We start from the raw sequence: 20,435 nt of genomic DNA, 5'->3' as shown, positions 1-20,435 counted from the left end.
CCAAATCATAGGCGGAAATATTGCGAGGTCCCTATGAGCGTTGTTGTTACGCCCGAAGCCGCTACCCCACCAACCGCTTCCAATGAAATTATTGCCGAAGCCGAACGCGCCCTCGCTGACATCGCTCGCATCAAGGAAAATATCGGCACGGTTATCTTCGGGCAGGAAAGCGTCATCGAACGCGCACTCGTAGCCATTCTCGCGGGTGGTCATGCGCTGCTCGTTGGCGTGCCCGGCCTTGCGAAGACGAAACTTGTCGAAACATTGGGAACCGTTCTTGGCCTGTCGGGCCAGCGTATCCAGTTCACACCAGACCTGATGCCCTCCGACATTATCGGTTCCGAAGTGATGGAGCAGGACCCAGACGGTCGCCGTTCCTTCCGTTATCTCAAGGGGCCGATCTTCACCCAGCTTCTGATGGCTGACGAAATCAACCGTGCCTCTCCGCGCACCCAGTCCGCCCTTTTGCAGGCCATGCAGGAATATCACGTGACCGTTGCCGGTCAGCGTTATGACCTGCCAGCCCCGTTCCACGTGCTTGCCACGCAGAACCCTCTGGAGCAGGAAGGTACCTATCCTCTGCCCGAAGCTCAGCTTGATCGCTTTCTGATGCAGATCGATATTCTCTATCCTGAACTGGACGCTGAACGTCGTATCCTGCTTGAAACCACAGGCGTAACTGAGGCGAAGGCTTATTCAATTCTCGATGCGGACCGTCTACGTCAGATGCAGGCGCTTGTGCGTCGCATGCCGGTTTCCGAAAGCGTCGTCGATGCTATCCTGAAACTCGTACGCTCAGCACGGCCCGATGCAGACAATGATCATGCTCAAAAGCACATCGCATGGGGACCGGGACCACGCGCCAGCCAGGCACTGATGCTCTGCGCCCGTGCACGTGCACTTTACGAGGGTCGTCTCGCGCCATCCATCGATGATGTGAAAGCATTGGCCGAGCCCGTTCTGCAGCATCGTATGGCGCTGAATTTTGCGGCGCGCGCCGATGGTATGCATGTTCGCGATGTCATTGCCAATCTGGTGAAGGCTGCTGCCTAATGGTGATCGGCGCGGAAGTTTCATCGTCAGATCGCAAGGATACGCTGGCTCGTGCACGTGCGCGGGCATCCAGTATTCCTGATCTGCTGGTTGAAGCGCAGCGTGTCGTCAACACTGTGATGAACGGCTGGCATGGCCGCCGCAAGCGCGGTCCCGGCGAAAACTTCTGGCAGTTCCGACCCTATGTACAGGGCGAATCTCTCGCGCACATCGACTGGCGACGTTCAGCGCGAGACGATCATACCTATGTGCGTGACCGCGAATGGGAGTCGGCGCATACCGTCTGGCTGTGGTGCGATTTCTCACCTTCCATGCTTTATCGCTCGCAGCTCTCGCCTGTTTCAAAAGAAGCGCGTTCGCTTGTACTCACCTTGGCTCTGGCAGAACTACTTTCCCGCTCCGGCGAACGCATCGCGTTTCCATCCTTGTTGCAACCCTTTTCGGCGCGCAATGGTGCGGAACGTCTGGCGAGCGCCCTGATGCATGATAGTTCCATTCGACCTTTACCCGACATTAATCAGATACGCCGCTTTTCCGAAGTGGTTCTCATTTCCGATTTCCTGCACCCATTGGATGAGTTGACGGAATTGCTCGATAATTTGGCGCGCCGTGGCGTGCGCGCGCATTTGGTGGAAGTTGCAGACCCCGCAGAGGAAACTTTCCCTTATTCCGGTCGCACCGAGTTTCGCGATCCTGAAACGGGTACCACTCTGGTCGCAGGCCGCGCCGAAACCTATGCTGAAGACTATCGTCGCCTTTATACAGCCCGCCGGGATACGCTGGCAGATTTTTGCAGACGTCTTGGTTGGAGCTTTACAGTGCATCGTACCGACACACCCGCCACACAGGCACTGTCGAGACTGCATGATGCTCTAAGCGCGTCCTCACAAGGCCCCTCTTGGGGAGGCTCGCGCACATGAATTTTCTTCCGCTCGCATTCGGATCGCCGTTAATTCTGGCTGGCCTTATCGCACTGCCGGTTATCTGGTGGTTGCTGCGCATGACGCCACCACGCCCACAGGAAGAAACATTCCCGCCGCTGCGAATTCTTGCACAGGTCTTCAAACGTGAAGAAGTGCCGTCCAAAAGCCCATGGTGGATGACGCTTCTGCGTCTTCTGATCGCAGCAACAGTTATTCTCGCCCTTGCTTCGCCGGTCTGGAACCCGCGCCCTATCGCGCTTTCCGGCAAAGAACCGCTGGCAATCGTTATTGATAATGGTTGGGCATCAGCCGAAGAATGGACACAGCGTGTAACAGCTGCGGAAAAGCTGATTGCAGATGCCGGGACCACCAATACGCAAATTTATGTGCTTGGAACCGCAGAACCTGCAAATGCTGAGATCGGCCCTTATGACGGCAATCGCGCAACCGAGCGCCTGCAAGCCTTGCAGCCGCGCCCCATCCCCGTTGATCGTAAAGCCACACTGGACCGCCTTGCGTTGACTGTGCCACAGGGAGAGAAAATCCGCCTGGCTTTCATGAATGATGGCTTGGCGCAGGCCACCGATAAAGACGCTTTCACAAAGCTCGATGAGAATGATCGCCTCGCTTCTGTCCTTTGGTATGCCGCTGATCTGAATCACGTTTTTGCATTGACCGGCATTGAGAATAAGGCCGACAGTCTTGAAGCCATAGCCATTCGTCCCGACGGCATAGCCATACCTCGCACGCTCACGGCTTCAGCGTACGACGACAAAGGCCGACGTATCGCGGAAGCCCCGTTATCCTTCGCGGTGGGTAGCAAGGCGGGCACCGCCCGCTTTAGCCTGCCGGTGGAACTGCGCAACGATTTCCGCTTGATCCGTGTCGATGGAGTTCAACAGGCAGCTGCCGTGCGCCTTATTGATGCCGGTTCAGAACGCCGAACCATTGGCCTTCTGGCCAGCGGTGATGGGGATCTCGCGCAACCGCTACTGTCTCCGCTTCATTATATTTCGCGTGCGCTGTCACCCTTTGCCAATCTGATCGAACCGCGTTCCGCGGATCTGATGAAGACGATACCGGAATTGCTGGATGCCAAGCCGTCCATTCTGATCATGGCCGACATCGGCACTTTGCCTAAGCCCGTTGAAGAACGGCTTGCAAGCTGGATCGAGGATGGTGGTACGCTGGTCCGCTTTGCCGGACCTCGCTTGGCAGGTGCCAGCGAAAATGATCCGCTACTGCCTGTCCGTCTTCGCAAGGGAGAACGCGCACTCGGTGGTACCTTGTCATGGTCAGAGCCTCAGAAACTACGTTCATTTTCCGAGAAAGGCCCCTTTTCTGGCCTTTCTGTTCCTGATGATGTGACGGTCAACCGGCAGGTTCTCGCTGAACCGTCTTTCGATCTCAACGACAAGGCCTATGCGACGCTGGCAGACGGAACACCACTTGTTACCGGCGAGAGTCGCGGTCGCGGCAATGTCGTTCTCTTCCACATTTCACCTGATGCAACATGGTCGAGCCTGCCGATTTCCGGGTCGTTTGTCGATATGTTGCGCCGCATCGTAACGCTGTCGCAGCGCATGGGCTCACAAGATAATCAGCAATCCATTTCGCTACCACCGTTCCAACTCCTTTCGGCGTCTGGTGAACTGGCACCTCCATCATCGGAAGCAAAACCCTTGATTGTGGAAAAAGACAAACTGCCCGATGTGAGTATCAACACGCCGCCCGGTTTTTACGGCAATGAAGACGGTCTGAAAGCGTTGAATATCTTCGAGGGTAATGACATCAAGCTTCAGCCAATCAGCCAACCTGCACTTTCTGTCGGTATAACCCCGACATCTTACAGTGCTGATCAATCGATTTCGCTGCGCGGCCCATTTTTCGCGGCAGCCGCCATGCTGCTGGCTCTCGACACATTGCTGATGCTTTGGCTGCGTGGTGCATTCCGCCGCCGTATGAAAATTCGTTCGAAAGTTGCAGGTATCGCTATATTGATTGCAGCAACCTCGGCCATCAGTCTGATCCCCGCAGCGACCCCTTCAGCGCGCGCGCAAGAGCCGCAAACGCATGACGACAGCAAGCCGGGCGATGAGGCAATTATCAACTCTGTCTCGAAAACACATCTGGCCTATATCATCACTGGTAATGCCGCGACCGATGATATTAGCAAAGCCGGCCTGCGCGGTTTAAGCTTTGCTCTGTTGGACAAGACAGCACTGGAACCAGGTGATCCGATAGGTGTCGATCCTGCCAAGGACGAACTCGCATTCTATCCTCTGATCTATTGGCCGATTGATCCCGATGCCCAAATGCCAAGTCCCGAGGCCATCGCCAAGGTTGACGCCTATATGCAGCAGGGTGGCACGGTTTTGTTCGATACGCGTGACCAGTTGCAGGCAGGCGCTAGTCTTGATCCGGCTGCGTCACCAGCCAACCAACGCTTACGCGCCATTCTCAACGGTATGAATGTTCCAGCACTTGAGCCTGTACCAGACGATCATGTGCTAACCAAATCCTTCTTTATCATGCCGGATTTTCCCGGTCGCTATGAAGGCAGCCCGCTTTGGGTAGAGGCAACCGCGCCCACCAATGCAGCACAGGACAGGCCTGTGCGCACAGGCGACGGTGTTTCACCGATCATGATCACTGCTAATGATTTTGCAGGTGCATGGGCAGTGGACGAACAAGGCAACCCGATGTTGCCGACAGTACCGAATGATCCAATGCAGCGCATTTATGCGATCCGTGGCGGCGTGAATATTGTCATGTATATGCTCACCGGCAATTACAAATCCGATCAGGTCCATGTTCCGGCCCTGCTTGAGCGGCTTGGTAATTAGGGTGATGAACATGAATATCGATTTCGAACCGTTCCTCTCTCTGCCGTGGCTCATTGCCATTCTAGTCCCACTGGCATTGCTCATACTGGCAACGATCGCATTTCGCATGCGCGGTGGGTTCATCCGTTTGCTTGCAGCCGCAGCCCTAGCGCTGGCACTGCTCAATCCCGTGATCATCAGTGAAGAACGTGAGCCGCTTAAAAGCATCGTCGCCCTTGTTGTTGATCGCAGCCAGAGCCAGGAACTGGGCAACCGTCGGGCTGATACGGATGCGGCTCTTAAGGCCGTGCAGGACCAGCTTGCAACCATGCCGCAGTTTGAAACGCGCGTGGTTGAAGCAGCACAGCCGGGCGAGAACGAAGACGGTTATGCGACCCGTTTGTTCGGCCCACTCGCCCGCACGTTGCTGGATGTGCCACCGTCACGCGTGGCTGGCGCAATCATGATCACCGATGGTCAGGTGCACGACATTCCGGCCAACAAAAATGCCCTTGGCTTCGATGCACCCGTTCATGCGTTGGTTACGGGCAAACCGGACGAATTTGACCGCCGCATTCGCTTCAACAAAGCTCCGCGCTATGGCATCAGCGGCAAGCCCATGGAAATGTCTTTCACCGTCATCGATGAAGGCAAGAGCCTTGGAAGCTCTGCTCCTGTGGAAATTCGCGTCAACGGAGAAGCCGTTAGTGAAGAGCAGGCACAGGTCGGTCAGGAGACCCCTGTCACCATCGAACTGCCGCGCGCAGGCGTCAACATTGTTGAGATTGTCACTCCAACCCTTCCCGGCGAAGTGACGGATGCCAACAATCGTGCGGTCGCCACAATCGACGGCATTCGCGAGAACCTGCGTGTGTTGCTCGTATCGGGTGAACCGCACAATGGTGAGCGCACATGGCGCAATCTCCTGAAATCTGACGCAGCAGTAGACCTCGTCCACTTCACCATTTTGCGCCCCCCTGAAAAGCAGGACGGGACACCGATAAATGAGCTTTCTCTGATCGCCTTCCCAACGCGCGAGCTTTTCGTCGACAAGGTCAATGAGTTCGATCTCATCATTCTTGATCGCTATCAGCATCGTGATGTGTTGCCGCTGCTTTACTATGATTATATCGCGCAATATGTGGAAAATGGCGGCGCTTTGCTGGTCGCCGCTGGTCCCGAATATGCGGGCGACATGTCGATTGCGCGCACACCGCTTTATAGCGCCCTACCCGCGATGCCGACCGGCACTCTCACGGAAAAGGCCTTTTATCCGCGCCTGACCGATCTTGGCAAACGCCATCCCGTCACGCGTGGTCTTGATGGTAGTGACCAGGAGCCCCCACATTGGAGCCGCTGGTTCCGTACCATCGATATTGGCCAACCGCGCGGTGAAACCGTCATGAGTGGGGCCGACGGCAAGCCGCTTCTAGTACTCGACCGTGTTGGCAAGGGCCGCGTCGGCATGTTCCTGTCTGATCAGGGTTGGCTCTGGGCGCGTGGATTTGAAGGTGGCGGCCCTTATGCCGCACTCTATCGCCGTATCGCCCACTGGCTGATGCAGGAACCGGAACTTGAAGAAGAAGCCCTGACCGCTGGCGGCAATGGTCGCACGCTGACCATTCATCGTCAGACGATGGGCGACAATCCCGGCACAGCTTCAGTCACCACGCCTTCCGGCAAAGAACTGCAAGTCAATCTCACACAAAACAAACCGGGCCTGTTTGATGCTACGTTGCAGACCGACGAAATCGGTATCTTCCGCATTAAAAACGGCGACTATGAAACGCTTGCCCACGTGGGGCCGGTCGACGCGCCTGAATTTTTGGACAGCATCTCCACACCAGATCATTTGAAGCCACTTGCCGATGCGACCGGCGGATCGGTTCATCGCGTGCATGCAAGTGCCAACAGCTCGATTCAGGTACCCGCTATCACGGCTGTCGGCGCTGGTCGCTCTGCAAGCGGCAACGACTGGATTGGTCTGCGTGAGACATCGGACACCCAGCTAAAGAGCGTAAATCGCCTGCCATTGTTCTCTGGCCTGGCGGCTCTCGCCGCACTGCTCTTCATATTCGGTAGCATGTGGTATCGCGAAGGGCGTTAAACCGTCTTCGCGAACACCGCGCTATGCTCTATTGGCGTGGCGCACGATGCCGCTGACACCAGTCAGCGCACCGGGAGCAAGCTCACAAGCGAGCATCCGCCGAGGATCGACTGGCGCAGGCATAATCATCGAATCCGGCTGCACCATATTAAATCCGAACGGCCCATAATAAGGCTGGTCCCCGACAAGAATGACCAGTTGATGACCCGCATTCTTGGCTGCTTCCAGTGACATCCGCATCAGAGTGCCACCGATGCCGCGCTTTTTCCAATCAGGGCGCACGGCAAGAGGTCCCAGCAGCAAGGCTGGCGTCTTACCAACGACAACCGGCGTCATACGCAGCGACCCGATCACGATACCGCCCATCAGCGCAACAAAAGACAGGTTGTGGTCGTGGGGACCGCCTTCCCGAATAAAATGCGCTGCACGGGTGAAACGACCGGGGCCGAATGCTTCTGCATTCATGTCTTCGATCTCGATGTCGTGCGCAGGATCTTCCTGCGCGTAGGTCAGTTCAAGCTGCTGCATGGGTAAAATTGCCTAAGGAGAAGTCGACGGCCAAATGAAGCCAATGGAATGCATTCTGCGCGCGTTGAGCACAGTTCTAATTTCATCGTCGGATGAAACGCATTCCGGTCATAGTTCTCTCCTTCGCGGCGGGAAAATGGATGATGCCGCAATTTGACAGTTGCGTACCACCAAATTGGTTAGAGGTAAAACAATTTCTTTCAAAATGGAGGCTCCAACTTACCTTTTTGGCACCGTTACGCACTGTTCACGGCTTGAGAGGCTGTCAAATGGCAGTTTTCCCACTATTTTCCTTATCAAAAGGAGAAATCACATGGGACTTCTGGTAGACGGCAAGTGGCACGATGTCTGGTATGATACTGCAAACACCAAAGGCCGCTTCGAACGCTCAAAATCGCAGTTCAGAAATTGGGTCACAGCAGATGGCAGTGCAGGCCCAAGCGGCGAAGGCGGCTTTAAGGCCGAGCCCAACCGCTATCATCTCTATGTATCCTACGCCTGTCCGTGGGCGCACCGCACGCTGATCTTCCGCGCGCTCAAAAAGCTTGAAGACGTCATTTCCGTATCGGTGGTGGATGCATTGATGGTGGAAGAAGGCTGGACCTTCTATGGAACAACTGGAAGCACAGGTGACGCGCTTTATGGATCAAAGCGCCTGCATGAAATCTACACCCAGGCCGACCCGCATTATTCTGGTCGCGTAACCGTGCCTGTGCTTTGGGACAAGCAGCGCGAGACCATCGTTTCCAACGAGTCTGCGGAAATTATTCGTATGCTCAACACCGCTTTTGATGCGTTTGGTGATGCGTCGCTTGATTTCTATCCAGAACAACTGCGAAGCGAGATCGATGCGCTGAACGACTTCATCTATCCAAACATCAACAATGGCGTCTACCGCGCAGGCTTTGCCACCACACAAGATGCCTATGAAGAAGCATTCGACCAATTGTTCAATGCACTCGACAAACTGGAAGATACACTCTCAAAGCAGCGCTATCTGACGGGTTCAAGTCTGACAGAAGCCGACTGGCGTCTGTTCACCACGCTGATACGCTTTGACCCGGTTTATGTCGGCCATTTCAAATGCAATCTGCGTCGCATCGCTGATTATCCGAATCTGTGGAACTATACACGCGAACTCTATCAGGTGCGGGGCGTTGCCTCGACGGTCAATATGGACCACATCAAGGGCCATTATTACCGCAGTCACAAGACGATCAACCCTACAGGCATCGTTCCGCTTGGTCCGGATATCGATTTCTCATCACCGCATGATCGAGCTAAAACATGTCGCAGTTAAATGGATTCATTTAACGTTCGCGAACATGCGACAATTAAACGAATCTAGAGCGAGCACATGGATGCGATTAAACGCGACACGCTCTAGAATAGGTAACTGAGCCTTTCCTGCAACAGTCTGACTGGAACATCAGTACTTCCTCAAATCTTGGGCGCCTCTTTGATCTTGATCAATGGGGCGTCGCGCGACGCGGTTCAGATTGCCCGCATCACCACCCAAGACTTGAAGGAGAGAATGATGAACCGCTTTGCCAAAGGGCTTCTGGCCGCAACCGCGCTGACCTTTGCAGCACCAGCCGCATTCGCCGCTGATGCGATCGTCGCCCAGCCAGCAACCGAGATCATTGCCGTCCCACAGGCTTTGACGCCATGGCAGATCCGTGTGCGCGCGTTAGGCGTCATTGCCGAAAACAAGGGCTATGTGAACGGCGTTGATGGCTCTGGCCTCGATTACTCGAAGTCAATCACACCAGAACTCGATATCACCTACTACTTCACCGACAATCTGGCCGCTGAACTCATCCTCGGCACGACCTATGCCAATATCAATGGCACGGGTTCCATTGAAGGTTTGGGCAAGATCGGCAAAGTCTGGATGCTGCCTCCAACCCTGACCATGCAGTATCATTTCACCAACTTTGGCGCATTCAAGCCATATGTCGGCGCAGGCGTGAACTACACCATGTTCTTTAATCAAGATGCGGCTGGCGTCGATTATCTCAAGGTCAAGAACACGTTTGGCGGCGCGCTTCAGGTTGGCTTCGACTACATGATCGATGAACATTGGGGTATCAACTTCGATGTGAAGAAGCTGTTCCTCGAACCAAAATTCGACGCAACACTGGCTGGCGGCACTCAGGTCAGCGGCAAGGCCAAGCTCAATCCTTGGCTGATTGGTACGGGTATCACCTACCGCTTCTAATCTCTAAAAATAAGGGCGCGAAAGCGCCCTTTCATTACCACGTTGGCAGCGGATCGAGATCATGGAGCGCTTCCTGCAAGCGCCGTTTTGTTGAAGGCGTCGTGCCTTCTGGCAAATCGTCCAGCGGAAAAAAGCCAGCTTCCGCTATTTCTCTGTCTCGCTGTTTGGGCTCCGCCTGCTCAAACGCCCGACAGACATAAAGCGCCACATGGTCTCGCTTTGAGGCATGTGCATTCTTGTAAAGGGCGAAAAGCTCTGGTCGACCAGTGAGGTAAATATTACCCTCCTCACGCAATTCCTTTTCAAGCGCCTGACCGAATGTCTCGCCGCTATCAACACCGCCACCGGGCAACTGCCAACCGGGCACGTAAGTATGCTTCACCAGAAATACGGAGTTTTTCTTCTCATCGAAAACAATCGCTCTGACGCCTAACGTCATTGGACGCCTCATTAAGAAATATGTATGAAACAAAAAATGGCGGAAGCGCATACCGTCACTCCAAGAGCATTTCCAACAAAACTGCATAGAGGTTTTGCGTTAGGCAAATGCGGACAAAATATTCTGTTCTTCGAACAGTGCTACAAATACATCAACAAAAAGTCGCTAAACACGGTTTCGGATTAAATAATAATACAGTACACCGACTATATGTTTCGGCTTGCCCATATCTCAGACATCCACCTGTCACCTCTGCCACGTATTCGCTATCGCGAGTTGGCGTCAAAACGTATTACCGGCTATATCAACTGGCTGCGAAACCGTAAGAACGCAATGCACGGTACAGTGCTGGACAGCCTGATTGCCGATATGCTGGCGCAGAACCCCGATCATATTGCGGTCACTGGCGATCTTGTCAATCTGGCGCTTAATCTGGAAATCGATATCGCCCATGATTGGCTTGCCGGCCTCGGCAACCCCGACGATGTTTCCGTTGTGCCCGGCAATCACGATGCTTATGTTCCAGGTGCGCTCGACAAATCCTGCCGTAAATGGGAACCATGGATGCGCGGCGATGGCATAGACAACCACGACGAGCGACCGATATTCCCCTATATGCGAGAACGCGGGCCCGTGGCAATGATCGGCGTCTCCTCTGCACGCGCGACAGCTCCCTTCATGGCCAGTGGCGATTTTAAATCCGCACAGGCCAAGCGTCTGGCCATGGCGCTCGATGAGGCAGGCGCACGGGGACTTTTCCGCATTGTGATGATTCACCATCCACCGATCCATGGTGCAACCCCCACGCATAAGCGGCTTTATGGTATTCGCAGGTTTCAAAAGGTCATTCGCAAGCATGGTGCCGAGCTGGTCATTCATGGCCATACGCATCTCGCGACCCGTTACGACATTGATGGGCCCAACGGAAAAGTGCCAGTTATCTGCGTGCCATCTGCCAGCCAGAATTTCGGCGGGCATAAGCCGCCTGCACGCTACAATATCTTCAACATCGACCGTAAGCCGCAAGGCGGCTGGCTGTGCCATTGGGAACAACACGGCATCGAAGATGAGAGCGAGCGCATCATCAGGATTTCAGAGCAGGAACTTTATTAGAAGCATGTCGCAGTGAAATGGATTCATTTAACGTTCGCGAACATGCGACAATTAAAAGTATCTAGAGCGAGCACCATGAATGCGATTAAACGCGACACGCTCTAGAGCGCCGTGCGCCTCTTTCGGCGCTAAAGGTCACTCTAACTCTAGAAGAGAAAAGGCGGCATTTTGTGCCGCCTTTTCTCTTTAACATAAGGTTTCTGTTACTTACCAATGACACGATTGGCAGCTGAAACGATTGCTTCAAGCGAGGCACTCACGATATTGTCGTTGATACCGGCGCCGAACAATTTGCCGTCCGGATAGGCGACTTCGACATAAGAGATAGCGGCTGCGTCCGACCCTTGCTTTAGCGAATGCTCCGAATAATCGATAATCGACATCTTCACGCCGAGGTATTTCGACAGCGCATCAATGAAGCCATCAATCGGGCCTGTACCCTTGCCTTCAATATTCTTGGTCACGCCGTTATCGGTGATTTCAGCGGTCAGGATACGGCGACCCTTCTGCTCTGGGTCAGGATAGGTATGGTGATCCACAAACTTGATACGGCCTTCCGTCTGCTCGACATAGAGCTTCTGGAACTCTTCATGAATGCGCTTGGATGGTAGTTCCTTGCCTTCTTCATCCGTGATGTTCTGAATGATTTCGCGGAACTCGACCTGCAGATTACGCGGCAGGTTCAAGCCATAGTCAGCCTGAAGAATGTAAGCGATACCGCCCTTGCCCGACTGAGAATTGATGCGGATGATCGCTTCGTACGAACGACCGACATCCTGCGGATCTATTGGCAGATAAGGCACTTCCCAGACCGGCGAATTAGCGGTCTTGCGAACCTTCATGCCCTTGTTGATCGCGTCCTGATGCGAGCCTGAGAAAGCTGTATAAACCAGCTCACCCACATAAGGATGACGCTCCGCAATTTTCAGCTGGTTCGAATATTCGTAGACATCTTTCATGCGATTGATGTCAGTGCAATCCAGCTCTGGATCGATGCCCTGCGTGTACATATTGAGCGCCAGCGTCACCACATCGACATTGCCGGTGCGTTCGCCGTTACCGAACAGCGTGCCCTCGACACGGTCAGCACCCGCCATCAAGGCCAGCTCGGTCGCAGCAATGCCCGTACCGCGGTCATTATGCGGATGCAGTGAAATGATTAGGTTTTCGCGATTGTCGAGGTTGCGGCACATCCATTCGATCTGATCGGCATAGACGTTCGGCGTGTTCATTTCGACAGTCGATGGCAGATTCAGGATCAGCTTGTTCTCAGACGTCGGTTTGACGATCTCGGTCACGGCATTGCAGATTTCCAGCGCTACATCCAATTCGGTGCCGGTAAAGCTTTCCGGTGAATACTGGAAGCGATAGCCGCCACCCGCCTTTGCCGCCATGTCCATGATCATCTTTGCAGCATCGGTAGCAATTTGCTTGATGCCCTTGACGTCCTTGTTGAACACGACGCGACGCTGCAATTCACTGGTCGAATTGTAGAAGTGGATGATCGGCGTCTTAGCCCCTTCCAACGATTCAAATGTGCGCGTAATCAATTCAGGACGGCACTGCACCAACACCTGCAAATCGACCGTATCAGGCGTATCGCCCTGCTCGATTGCCCAGCGGCAGAAGTCGAAATCGGTCTGCGAAGCCGATGGGAAGCCGATTTCGATTTCCGGGAAACCCATATCGACCAGCAAGCGGAACATACGTTCCTTACGGTCGTGGCCCATTGGGTCAACCAGGGCCTGGTTGCCGTCACGCAGATCCACCGAACACCAGATCGGTGCTTTCTCAATGCGTTTTGCAGGCCAGGTACGGTCGTCGAGTTTTGGAAATGGAAACGGCGAATACTTTACGGCCGCGTCCGGCATACCCTTGTTTCGGCTCTCATGTTTTGAGGCGGAATTCGAGGTGTTTACGTTCTGATTCATGGTCTTCTCATCCTCCCGGCCTATTCGACAGTTCTTAACTGCCCAAATGACACGGATATCTCGTCTTAAAATTCAAATGTGGATTTTGAGAAAGGAGCATACGTCGGCGGGATCGTTATCGACCGCCGGACGCTCCTTTCAACGAGCCCGGCGATCGCCGCTAAGGCCGAGGGTAAGAAGCGAGTTTAGAACGCAAACGTTCACGCGCGCGCTGGAAGCGGCTGCGGAATGTTCCATAGATGTTGCGTTCTTCATAACCATGGACACGCTTTTACACGCGAGGTTCAAAACGCGCAAGCCGCTATTTGTTTCATGCGCACCCCGAAAAGTGCGCAGCGGTTTTCGGATAGGATGCGCATCAAATATAAAGATTAGAGCGCCGATCTGATAAAACCAGATCGAAACGCGCTCTAGGCAAATGGCACAGAACTCGTGCCTATCGGCAGCTTCGCCTCATCTTCCGGCTCAACATGGATCACAACGCGTGCGCTTTCGATCTGCATTTTCAGTGCATCTTCGATTCGGTCACATATGACGTGCGCGTCGCCCACGCTCATTTCGGCAGCCACAACCAGATGAAACTCGATGAAGGTGACGCGGCCTGCAATGCGGGTCTTGAGATCATGAACCTCAATTGCGCCACCGGCATTGGCCGAAATCACATCGCGAATCCGCATTTCCTCTGCAGGCTCGACACCGATATCCATCAGGCCCTGTACGGATTTATTGATAACCCCCCAGCCCTGCCAGAGAATGTTGATCGCAACCAGAATGGCAAGCAGCGGATCGAGGATCGCCCAACCCGTAATGACGGCTCCAACAAGCCCCACCAGAACACCGACCGACGTAAACACATCAGTCATAATATGCTGACCATCTGCTTCCAGCGCAGGCGAACGCGCACTGCGACCAGTGCGAATGAGCAGCAGCGCCCATAAGCAGTTGATGACAGCAGCGCCTGTGTTGATCGCAAGGCCCAGCCATGGCTCATCAAGCTGACGCGGATTCTCAAGCGCAGACCATGCTTCTTTTGCAATCAAAAGTGCTGCAATCGTAATCAGCACACCTTCGACAACTGCCGAAATATATTCTGCCTTGTGATGGCCGAACGGGTGGTTCTCATCGGCTGGCTTATAACTGACGCTGATCGCCCACCAGGCCCCAAGTGCTGCAATTACATTGACGATGGATTCCAAGGCATCCGAATAAAGGGCCACGGAACCGGTCAGCGCATAGGCCAGATATTTCAGCCCCATTACGCCCAGCGCAACAGGAATCGACCAAGCGGCGAGCCGCCGAACTTTTACACTCGCGTCCATCACAAACCTTCAGATACTTAAATTCTTATCCCGACTGGCGGGTTCAGGCTAACGAGAAGCCTATTGCGCATTCACTCCGGCGTGGCCGGTAAGCAGCATTTCGATAGCCGTTCTATAGCCCATAAAATCCAAATTTCGAAACCCTGTTTTTTACTTCGCGCATTTAATTTTCTCTTGCGAATGCAATGCATTACAGTTGCAAATGGTTCGCCAAAGCAGCTCTGAAAAACCATGATTTTATAAGGCCATAAACGAAAAACCGGCCGCAGTTTTCACCACGGCCGGTTGATTGTGTTACGAGTCAGAAAATCAATTAGTAATTGGTGCGACGCGCTTTGTGCTTAGCTGCAAAATGCACCACGACGTTTTCGATCATCCGCATGCCTGCATTGTGACCCAGTGTCATAATGGATTCGGGATGGAACTGAACCGCTGCAACCGGCTCTTTCTTATGCTCGAAAGCCATGATGACACCATCTTCCGTCTCTGCCGTGACCAGGAAATCATCTGGCAGACGTTCAGGATCGGCAAAGATCGAGTGATAACGACCAACCGTTACTTCCTTAGGCAAGCCTGAGAAAATGCGTTCAGGCTTTGAAACCCTGATACGCGACGGCTTGCCATGCATCGGAATGCGCAGCTGACGCAACGTGCCGCCATAGGCTTCCGCCAGCGCCTGAAGCCCAAGACAGACACCGAAGATCGGCAGCTGACGCTTTCGCGCCTTGTCGATGGTCGCCTTGCAGTCGAAGTCCTGCGGCGTACCCGGTCCGGGCGACAGCACGACAAGATCAGGATTGATGCGGTCGAACACATCTTCGGCAACCGGCGAACGCACAGTCGCAACCGTTGCACCCGTCTGCCGGAAATAATTGGCGAGTGTGTGTACGAAGGAATCTTCGTGATCGACCAGCAGGATCGAAATCCCCTCACCCACCTTTGCGGCAACGCGTTCTTCAGCAACCTGATTGCTCTTCTGTGCTTCACGCACCGCGGCAATCATTGCGGATGCCTTCAGTTCGGTTTCTGCTTCTTCCTCTTCAGGGTTGGAATCAAACAATAGCGTCGCTCCGGCACGAATCTGCGCCACGCCATCCTTGACGCGGATCGTGCGCAGCGTAAGCCCGGTATTCATATCACCATTGAAGTGCATCATGCCGATGGCGCCACCATACCACGCACGCGGGCTGCGCTCGTTTTCTTCGAGAAAGCGCATAGCCCAAAGTTTTGGCGCACCGGTTACGGTTACAGCCCATGCATGACTGAGGAAGCCGTCAAACGCATCCATACCATCACGCAAACGACCTTCAATATGATCAACCGTGTGGATCAGGCGTGAATACATCTCGATCTGACGGCGACCGATCACCCGCACTGAACCTGGTTCACAAACCCGGCTTTTGTCATTGCGATCGACGTCCGAACACATAGTCAGCTCGGACTCGTCTTTCTTGGAGTTGAGCAGTTTCAGAATCTGCTCCGAATCTGAAATCGCATCTTCACCGCGTTTGATGGTGCCGGAAATCGGGCAGGTCTCGATGCGGCGACCATTGACGCGCACGAACATTTCCGGCGAAGCGCCAACCAGATATTCGTTTTCACCCAGATTGATGAAGAACGAATAAGGCGATGGATTGATCGACTTCAGGCGACGGAAGATTTCAGAAGGAGCCGTGTGGCAGCGCTCATAGAAAGTCTGCCCCGGCACGACTTCAAACAGATCGCCACGCCTGAAGCTTTCCTTCGCGCGTTCAACCAGCTTGGCATATTCGCCCGGATTATGATCGCCACGCGGCAGATCACGCTCTGCACGCTTGAATGGCTGCACCGGTGTCGCCCGTGCAAGATCATGTGTTGAAGAACCACCGCAGACAAATTCGTAGCGATCCACCCATGCGCGCGCCGAATAGTGGTCGGCCACAAAGATTTCATCAGGAATGAAAAGTACCAGATCACGCTGATCATCAGGACGCTTGAGCTTGTATTCGATCGGATCAAACTGGAACGCGAGATCGTAGCCGAATGCACCATAAAGGCCGAGATTTGCATCTTCTTCGGAGAAGAAAAGGCCCACAATCGCACGCAGCACGGTAAAGACCGAAGGCATACGCGAGCGTTCTTCTTCGGTGAATGTGCCTGTAGGGTCAGCAATCGTCAGCTCGATAAGGTCTTCATCGGCCTTATCGACCTTCACTTCGGCAAGTGCTTGAACCGTCTTGAGGATCGGACGTAACAGGATCGTGCCGCGCTTGTTCAGCGCTTCGATACGCATCTGACGAGCGCGTGAGGTGATCACGACTGGCGGATCAACAATTGCCGTGTCCCATCGCGTGTAGCGGCCCGGATATTCGTAGTTAGAGGAAAAGACCGCCCCCCGCCGCTCATTGAGAGCATCGATATAAGTCTCGATGGCTCCCTTATAAGCAGTCAGATGGCGCACGCGTTCGACAACCATGCCGCCCGCTGTCTCGTGCGTGAATATCTCGCTATCCGCAATCTTCGCATTCATGACTGGCAAATCCCAAATCTTTTTCGTTGTCGAACACTTCTGAAACCCGGTGTCCCCTACCGCTGACCTTATTCAAACAGCCAAACAAAAAGGCCGCCCGGATAATAATCCCAGCGGCCTGTTCCTAAAACGCAAATGCACAAACGCCTGCGTGGCCGCTTTTAGCGAGCCCACCACCAGCCTTTGATGTCAATGCGCGAAATGTTCATGGCGATACTGTTATCCTTACCGTGCGTCGCTTGCAACTGGAAATTTGAAGCCTAGAGCAGAGCAGTAACATCCCTGTTAGCTCGATACGGCCAGTATTGTCAGCTTGGCTACTGAACGCAATTCAGATTGCGTCTGCTAAGCGGTTTTAAATGACGGAGATGCGCCAGAATAATCAAACTGATAGATAGAGCAGCCTCAGCCTCGGCTGAAACTGCCCTCGTTAAAGCATTTCCAGCAAAAGTGGGAACCGGTTTTGCGTTCGGAAATGCGTAAAAGCAAATAGTCACAGCGGTTCCAACGATTCAACATTGACTGAAACCGCTGTAACATCAGGACAATCCGAATTGTCGAGGTGTACCTTTACCGGCGAGCGGTAGGTATAACACCCGTTAGAAGTCATAACTTTATACGCGCAATATCACTTTAAGTATATCTTGTTTCTACTTTAGATTGCAATCATCTCACAACTGTTAATTCTATCGTTACCCCTCTCTCTTCAACTGCATGAACGAGCTCCAACTTATGCGTGCGTTAAAAATTTTGCCTTGCGTCAAACGCAGAATTCGGATTCATTTCGCAAGCAAATCATTTACAATTAATCAATAAAAAGCCGCCCAAGCAGGCGGCCTAATGGGGACAACGATGAAAAATATCGATGCGATGGACAGGAGTATTCTGCAAGCGCTTCAGGAAAACGGTCGACTGACCAATACTGAACTCGCTGATCGCATTAATCTTTCCCAAACCGCAACCGCAGAACGCGTCAAACGTCTGACGCGCGAGGGGTATATTCTGGGCTATTCGGCGCACCTGTCGCCAAAGATGCTCGACCGCTCAATGCTGGTTTTTATCGAGATCAAGCTCGACCGCACTACACCGGAAGTCTTTGAAACGTTCTCTACTTTCACGCGTGGCAACCCCGATATTCTGGAATGCCATATGGTTGCTGGTGGCTTCGACTATCTGATCAAAGCGCGTGTGTCCGATATGGATCATTATCGGCGTTTTCTGTCTGAGGCGTTGCTTTCGCTGCCCGGCGTGCGTGAGTCCCACACTTACGCGGTTATGGAAGAGGTCAAGGAAACCTCACATATCGCCGTTTGATCTGGTTACACTGATACTTTTATCGCACGAAACAGAGCCGTTCTCGCACCAAGATTCGCTTAGTTTGACGACGGTCAGGACAGTATTGCCCTACAGCATAACTCCTTACACTTGAATCAGTTTAAGGTAAAATTATGCTGTAAATATAGAGTGTTAGAGCGACCTTTGTGCGCCCAAGAGGGCGCACGGCGCTCTAGCCTTCTGATCCGCGCGCTATTGCAAATTATTATTTACGGGTATATACCCGCGTTATGTCTACTCCTTGTATCTGCATCCTTCTGCGTCAAGCGGCTCGCAAATCGTCAGCTATCTACGATGAAGCGCTGGCACCCCTTGGCATCAATATTGCGCAATTCAGCCTGCTGCGAAAAATCTCCCGCGCCGGTTCGATTTCGCTAACCGAGCTTGCCCACAAGGCGGAGCTTGATCGTTCAACGATGGGTCGCAACGCAAAAGTTCTGCAGCGCATGGGATTGGTTGAGCCTGCAGCAAGTGAAGATCATCGCGAAACCAGCGTCACACTCACCGACGAAGGACGAGATATTGTCAGACGTGGAGCGCCGCTGTGGGACAAAGCACAAGACGAAATAGAAGCGCGGCTTGGTGATGACGGTGTTGAACAATTGCAATCGCTGCTCCGCGCCATCTCATGACGCTCTGCTCCTTTGACTGAATTGACTACAAACAATGACAGGAACCTGCATAGCCGATAGATGGCGAGCGTTCCGCCTTCCAATATGCGGCTGGCCGTAACCCAGCTCGAACTCGAAAGCGCCGAAAATGATTTCAGCCAGCCTTGCCAGCTTTCTTGCGCAAAGAAACATCCATTATGGATGGGTCGTCGCTGCTGTCACCTTCCTCACCATGCTGGCAACAGCTGCGGCAATGGGATCGGCGGGCATATTAATTGAGCCGCTTCAGAGTGAATTCGGCTGGACCAACGCGGATATTTCATTCGCGATGGCTCTGCGTCTCGTTTTGTTCGGGCTCATGGGACCGTTTGCAGCTGCTTTCATGAACCAGTTTGGTCTTCGACGGGTGGTCATGGCTGCACTGATCATGATCTCACTAGGCCTTGTAGGCTCGATTTTCATGACTGAGCAATGGCAGATGGTTGCACTTTGGGGTGTCGTCATCGGACTTGGCACTGGCATGACAGCCCTCGTGCTGGGCGCGACCGTTGCCGCGCGCTGGTTTGAAAAGCGCCGCGGCCTCGTCGTCGGCATGATGACGGCCAGTAACGCCACCGGACAGCTTATTTTTATGCCAATTCTGGCCAGCGTGAGTCAGTCGATAGGTTGGCGCACGTCGCTCACAATTGTCATTTCGTTCTTGCTGGCAGCGCTTGTGATGGTCCTGGCGTTGATGCGTGACAATCCAGCGGATGTCGGACTTAAGCCTTACGGACGAACCGCGCCAATGCCTGCACCGGAACCAAAAAAGCAGTTTGGCTCCATGCTTATCTCGCCGCTGGTGACATTGCGTGAAGCATCTTCCACCTCAACCTTCTGGGTGCTGTTCATCACATTTTTCGTCTGCGGCTTTTCCACGAATGGTCTGATACAAACGCACTGGATTGCACTTTGCGGCGATTTCGGCATCGTACCAGTGGGTGCAGCAGGTATTCTGGCCGTCATTGGCGCGTTCGATCTGATCGGCACTATTGCTTCTGGCTGGCTTACCGACCGCTTCGACAATCGTTGGCTTTTGTTTTGGTTCTATGCCCTGCGCGGCCTATCGCTCATCTATCTGACGTTCACAGACTTCACACTTTACGAACTTGCACTCTTCGCCGTGTTCTATGGTCTCGACTGGGTAGCCACTGTACCACCTACCGTAAAGCTTGCCGCTGAACAGTTCGGTCCTGAAAAAGCCGGTATGATCTTCGGTTGGGTATTCACAGGCCATCAGGTGGGTGCGGCCGCAGCAGCAGCCTTCGCAGGCTATGTCCGCACCGATTACGACAGCTACACACCTGCGCTTATTCTGGCAGGTGCCATGTGCTTCGCTGCGGCGGCGATGGTGTTCCTCATCAATCGCCCTTCCCGCCGCCCTATACTTCAGGCGTCATGATACGCTAAAGCATGTCGAGCTCAAATGGATTCATTTGAGCTCGACATGCGACAATTAAAGGAATCTAGAGCGAGCGCCAT

At 53.6% G+C, this 20,435-nt stretch carries 15 protein-coding genes; 10 read left to right on the top strand and 5 right to left on the bottom strand.

All coding sequences use genetic code 11. The annotated features are described in order from the left end of the window. The first annotated feature begins 33 nt into the window (after positions 1-33). From QBD00_RS01130 to QBD00_RS01115, 4 genes are read left to right on the top strand one after another with little or no spacing between them, the layout of a single operon-like run. Entirely contained in the window at positions 34-1,053 is a 1,020-nt protein-coding gene (locus tag QBD00_RS01130; protein ID WP_264232243.1) for an AAA family ATPase, read from the top strand. Beyond that, the gene (locus tag QBD00_RS01125) at positions 1,053-1,973 is read left to right on the top strand and encodes a DUF58 domain-containing protein (protein WP_318578473.1); all 921 of its coding nucleotides are present in this window, start codon (positions 1,053-1,055) and stop codon (positions 1,971-1,973) included. The genes QBD00_RS01130 and QBD00_RS01125 overlap by 1 nt, the downstream gene beginning before the upstream one ends. Beyond that, positions 1,970-4,822 (top strand): DUF4159 domain-containing protein, encoded by a 2,853-nt coding sequence (locus tag QBD00_RS01120; RefSeq protein WP_318578472.1) that lies wholly within the window; start codon positions 1,970-1,972, stop codon positions 4,820-4,822. Before QBD00_RS01125 ends, QBD00_RS01120 begins: the two co-directional genes overlap by 4 nt. 10 nt (positions 4,823-4,832) lie before the next feature. After that, a complete protein-coding gene (locus tag QBD00_RS01115) occupies positions 4,833-6,908 on the top strand; it encodes a hypothetical protein (RefSeq protein ID WP_318578471.1) in 2,076 nt (691 codons plus the stop codon). A 21-nt stretch (positions 6,909-6,929) separates the two neighbouring features. Here QBD00_RS01115 and QBD00_RS01110 read toward each other — a convergent pair whose 3' ends face one another. Next, on the bottom strand, positions 6,930-7,436 hold the full coding sequence (locus QBD00_RS01110; protein ID WP_095447121.1) for a GNAT family N-acetyltransferase: 507 nt from the start codon (positions 7,434-7,436) through the stop codon (positions 6,930-6,932). A gap of 313 nt (positions 7,437-7,749) precedes the next feature. Between QBD00_RS01110 and QBD00_RS01105 the strand changes: the two genes are divergently transcribed. Beyond that, positions 7,750-8,736 (top strand): glutathione S-transferase family protein, encoded by a 987-nt coding sequence (locus QBD00_RS01105; protein WP_318578470.1) that lies wholly within the window; start codon positions 7,750-7,752, stop codon positions 8,734-8,736. 237 nt (positions 8,737-8,973) lie between these two features. Further along, entirely contained in the window at positions 8,974-9,657 is a 684-nt protein-coding gene (locus QBD00_RS01100) for an OmpW/AlkL family protein (protein ID WP_095447123.1), read from the top strand. Between the two features lie 34 nt (positions 9,658-9,691). Here the strand turns inward: QBD00_RS01100 and QBD00_RS01095 are convergent, their stop codons facing one another. Next, positions 9,692-10,147: an NUDIX domain-containing protein gene (locus QBD00_RS01095; protein WP_318578469.1), complete on the bottom strand. Its 456-nt coding sequence runs from the start codon at positions 10,145-10,147 to the stop codon at positions 9,692-9,694. A gap of 159 nt (positions 10,148-10,306) precedes the next feature. Here QBD00_RS01095 and QBD00_RS01090 point away from each other — a divergent pair, with 159 nt between their 5' ends. Beyond that, positions 10,307-11,209, top strand: coding sequence for a metallophosphoesterase (locus QBD00_RS01090; RefSeq protein WP_318578468.1), 903 nt, complete (start codon positions 10,307-10,309; stop codon positions 11,207-11,209). Between the two features lie 203 nt (positions 11,210-11,412). On the opposite strand, the gene leuA is transcribed toward QBD00_RS01090, so the two are convergent. From leuA to QBD00_RS01075, 3 genes are all read right to left on the bottom strand, one after another. Further along, a complete protein-coding gene (gene leuA, locus QBD00_RS01085; RefSeq protein ID WP_095447126.1) occupies positions 11,413-13,140 on the bottom strand; it encodes a 2-isopropylmalate synthase in 1,728 nt (575 codons plus the stop codon). A 410-nt stretch (positions 13,141-13,550) separates the two neighbouring features. Then, positions 13,551-14,459, bottom strand: coding sequence for a cation diffusion facilitator family transporter (locus QBD00_RS01080; RefSeq protein WP_095447127.1), 909 nt, complete (start codon positions 14,457-14,459; stop codon positions 13,551-13,553). Positions 14,460-14,772: 313 nt separating this feature from the next. Next, positions 14,773-16,968 carry an anthranilate synthase component I gene (locus QBD00_RS01075; RefSeq protein ID WP_318578467.1) on the bottom strand — a complete coding sequence of 732 codons (2,196 nt, stop codon included), beginning with the start codon at positions 16,966-16,968 and terminating at the stop codon, positions 14,773-14,775. 852 nt (positions 16,969-17,820) lie between these two features. On the opposite strand from QBD00_RS01075, the gene QBD00_RS01070 reads away from it, so the two are divergent. The 3 genes from QBD00_RS01070 to QBD00_RS01060 all read left to right on the top strand — a co-directional run bounded on the left by QBD00_RS01070 (position 17,821) and on the right by QBD00_RS01060 (position 20,355). Next, a complete protein-coding gene (locus tag QBD00_RS01070; RefSeq protein ID WP_095447948.1) occupies positions 17,821-18,282 on the top strand; it encodes an Lrp/AsnC ligand binding domain-containing protein in 462 nt (153 codons plus the stop codon). A 251-nt stretch (positions 18,283-18,533) separates the two neighbouring features. Continuing rightward, a complete protein-coding gene (locus QBD00_RS01065; protein WP_095447129.1) occupies positions 18,534-18,935 on the top strand; it encodes a MarR family winged helix-turn-helix transcriptional regulator in 402 nt (133 codons plus the stop codon). A 127-nt stretch (positions 18,936-19,062) separates the two neighbouring features. Next, entirely contained in the window at positions 19,063-20,355 is a 1,293-nt protein-coding gene (locus QBD00_RS01060) for an MFS transporter (protein WP_318578466.1), read from the top strand. The last annotated feature ends 80 nt before the right edge of the window (positions 20,356-20,435 follow it).

This window comes from Ochrobactrum sp. AN78, assembly GCF_029909885.1.
Taxonomy (GTDB): domain Bacteria; phylum Pseudomonadota; class Alphaproteobacteria; order Rhizobiales; family Rhizobiaceae; genus Brucella; species Brucella quorumnocens.
Note: the sequence above shows the minus strand (reverse complement) of the source record. Positions and strands in the feature narration are given on the sequence as shown.

What these genes read in the sequence shown, in the direction of transcription:
- QBD00_RS01100 (WP_095447123.1), top strand. Translation starts at nt 8,974, where the DNA reads ATGAACCGCTTTGCCAAAGGGCTTCTGGCCGCAACCGCGCTGACCTTT.
- QBD00_RS01120 (WP_318578472.1), top strand. Translation starts at nt 1,970, where the DNA reads ATGAATTTTCTTCCGCTCGCATTCGGATCGCCGTTAATTCTGGCTGGC.
- QBD00_RS01130 (WP_264232243.1), top strand. Translation starts at nt 34, where the DNA reads ATGAGCGTTGTTGTTACGCCCGAAGCCGCTACCCCACCAACCGCTTCC.
- QBD00_RS01075 (WP_318578467.1), bottom strand. Translation starts at nt 16,968, where the DNA reads ATGAATGCGAAGATTGCGGATAGCGAGATATTCACGCACGAGACAGCG.
- QBD00_RS01110 (WP_095447121.1), bottom strand. Translation starts at nt 7,436, where the DNA reads ATGCAGCAGCTTGAACTGACCTACGCGCAGGAAGATCCTGCGCACGAC.
- QBD00_RS01060 (WP_318578466.1), top strand. Translation starts at nt 19,063, where the DNA reads ATGATTTCAGCCAGCCTTGCCAGCTTTCTTGCGCAAAGAAACATCCAT.
- QBD00_RS01105 (WP_318578470.1), top strand. Translation starts at nt 7,750, where the DNA reads ATGGGACTTCTGGTAGACGGCAAGTGGCACGATGTCTGGTATGATACT.
- QBD00_RS01080 (WP_095447127.1), bottom strand. Translation starts at nt 14,459, where the DNA reads ATGGACGCGAGTGTAAAAGTTCGGCGGCTCGCCGCTTGGTCGATTCCT.
- QBD00_RS01065 (WP_095447129.1), top strand. Translation starts at nt 18,534, where the DNA reads ATGTCTACTCCTTGTATCTGCATCCTTCTGCGTCAAGCGGCTCGCAAA.
- QBD00_RS01070 (WP_095447948.1), top strand. Translation starts at nt 17,821, where the DNA reads ATGAAAAATATCGATGCGATGGACAGGAGTATTCTGCAAGCGCTTCAG.
- leuA (WP_095447126.1), bottom strand. Translation starts at nt 13,140, where the DNA reads ATGAATCAGAACGTAAACACCTCGAATTCCGCCTCAAAACATGAGAGC.
- QBD00_RS01125 (WP_318578473.1), top strand. Translation starts at nt 1,053, where the DNA reads ATGGTGATCGGCGCGGAAGTTTCATCGTCAGATCGCAAGGATACGCTG.
- QBD00_RS01115 (WP_318578471.1), top strand. Translation starts at nt 4,833, where the DNA reads ATGAATATCGATTTCGAACCGTTCCTCTCTCTGCCGTGGCTCATTGCC.
- QBD00_RS01090 (WP_318578468.1), top strand. Translation starts at nt 10,307, where the DNA reads ATGTTTCGGCTTGCCCATATCTCAGACATCCACCTGTCACCTCTGCCA.
- QBD00_RS01095 (WP_318578469.1), bottom strand. Translation starts at nt 10,147, where the DNA reads ATGCGCTTCCGCCATTTTTTGTTTCATACATATTTCTTAATGAGGCGT.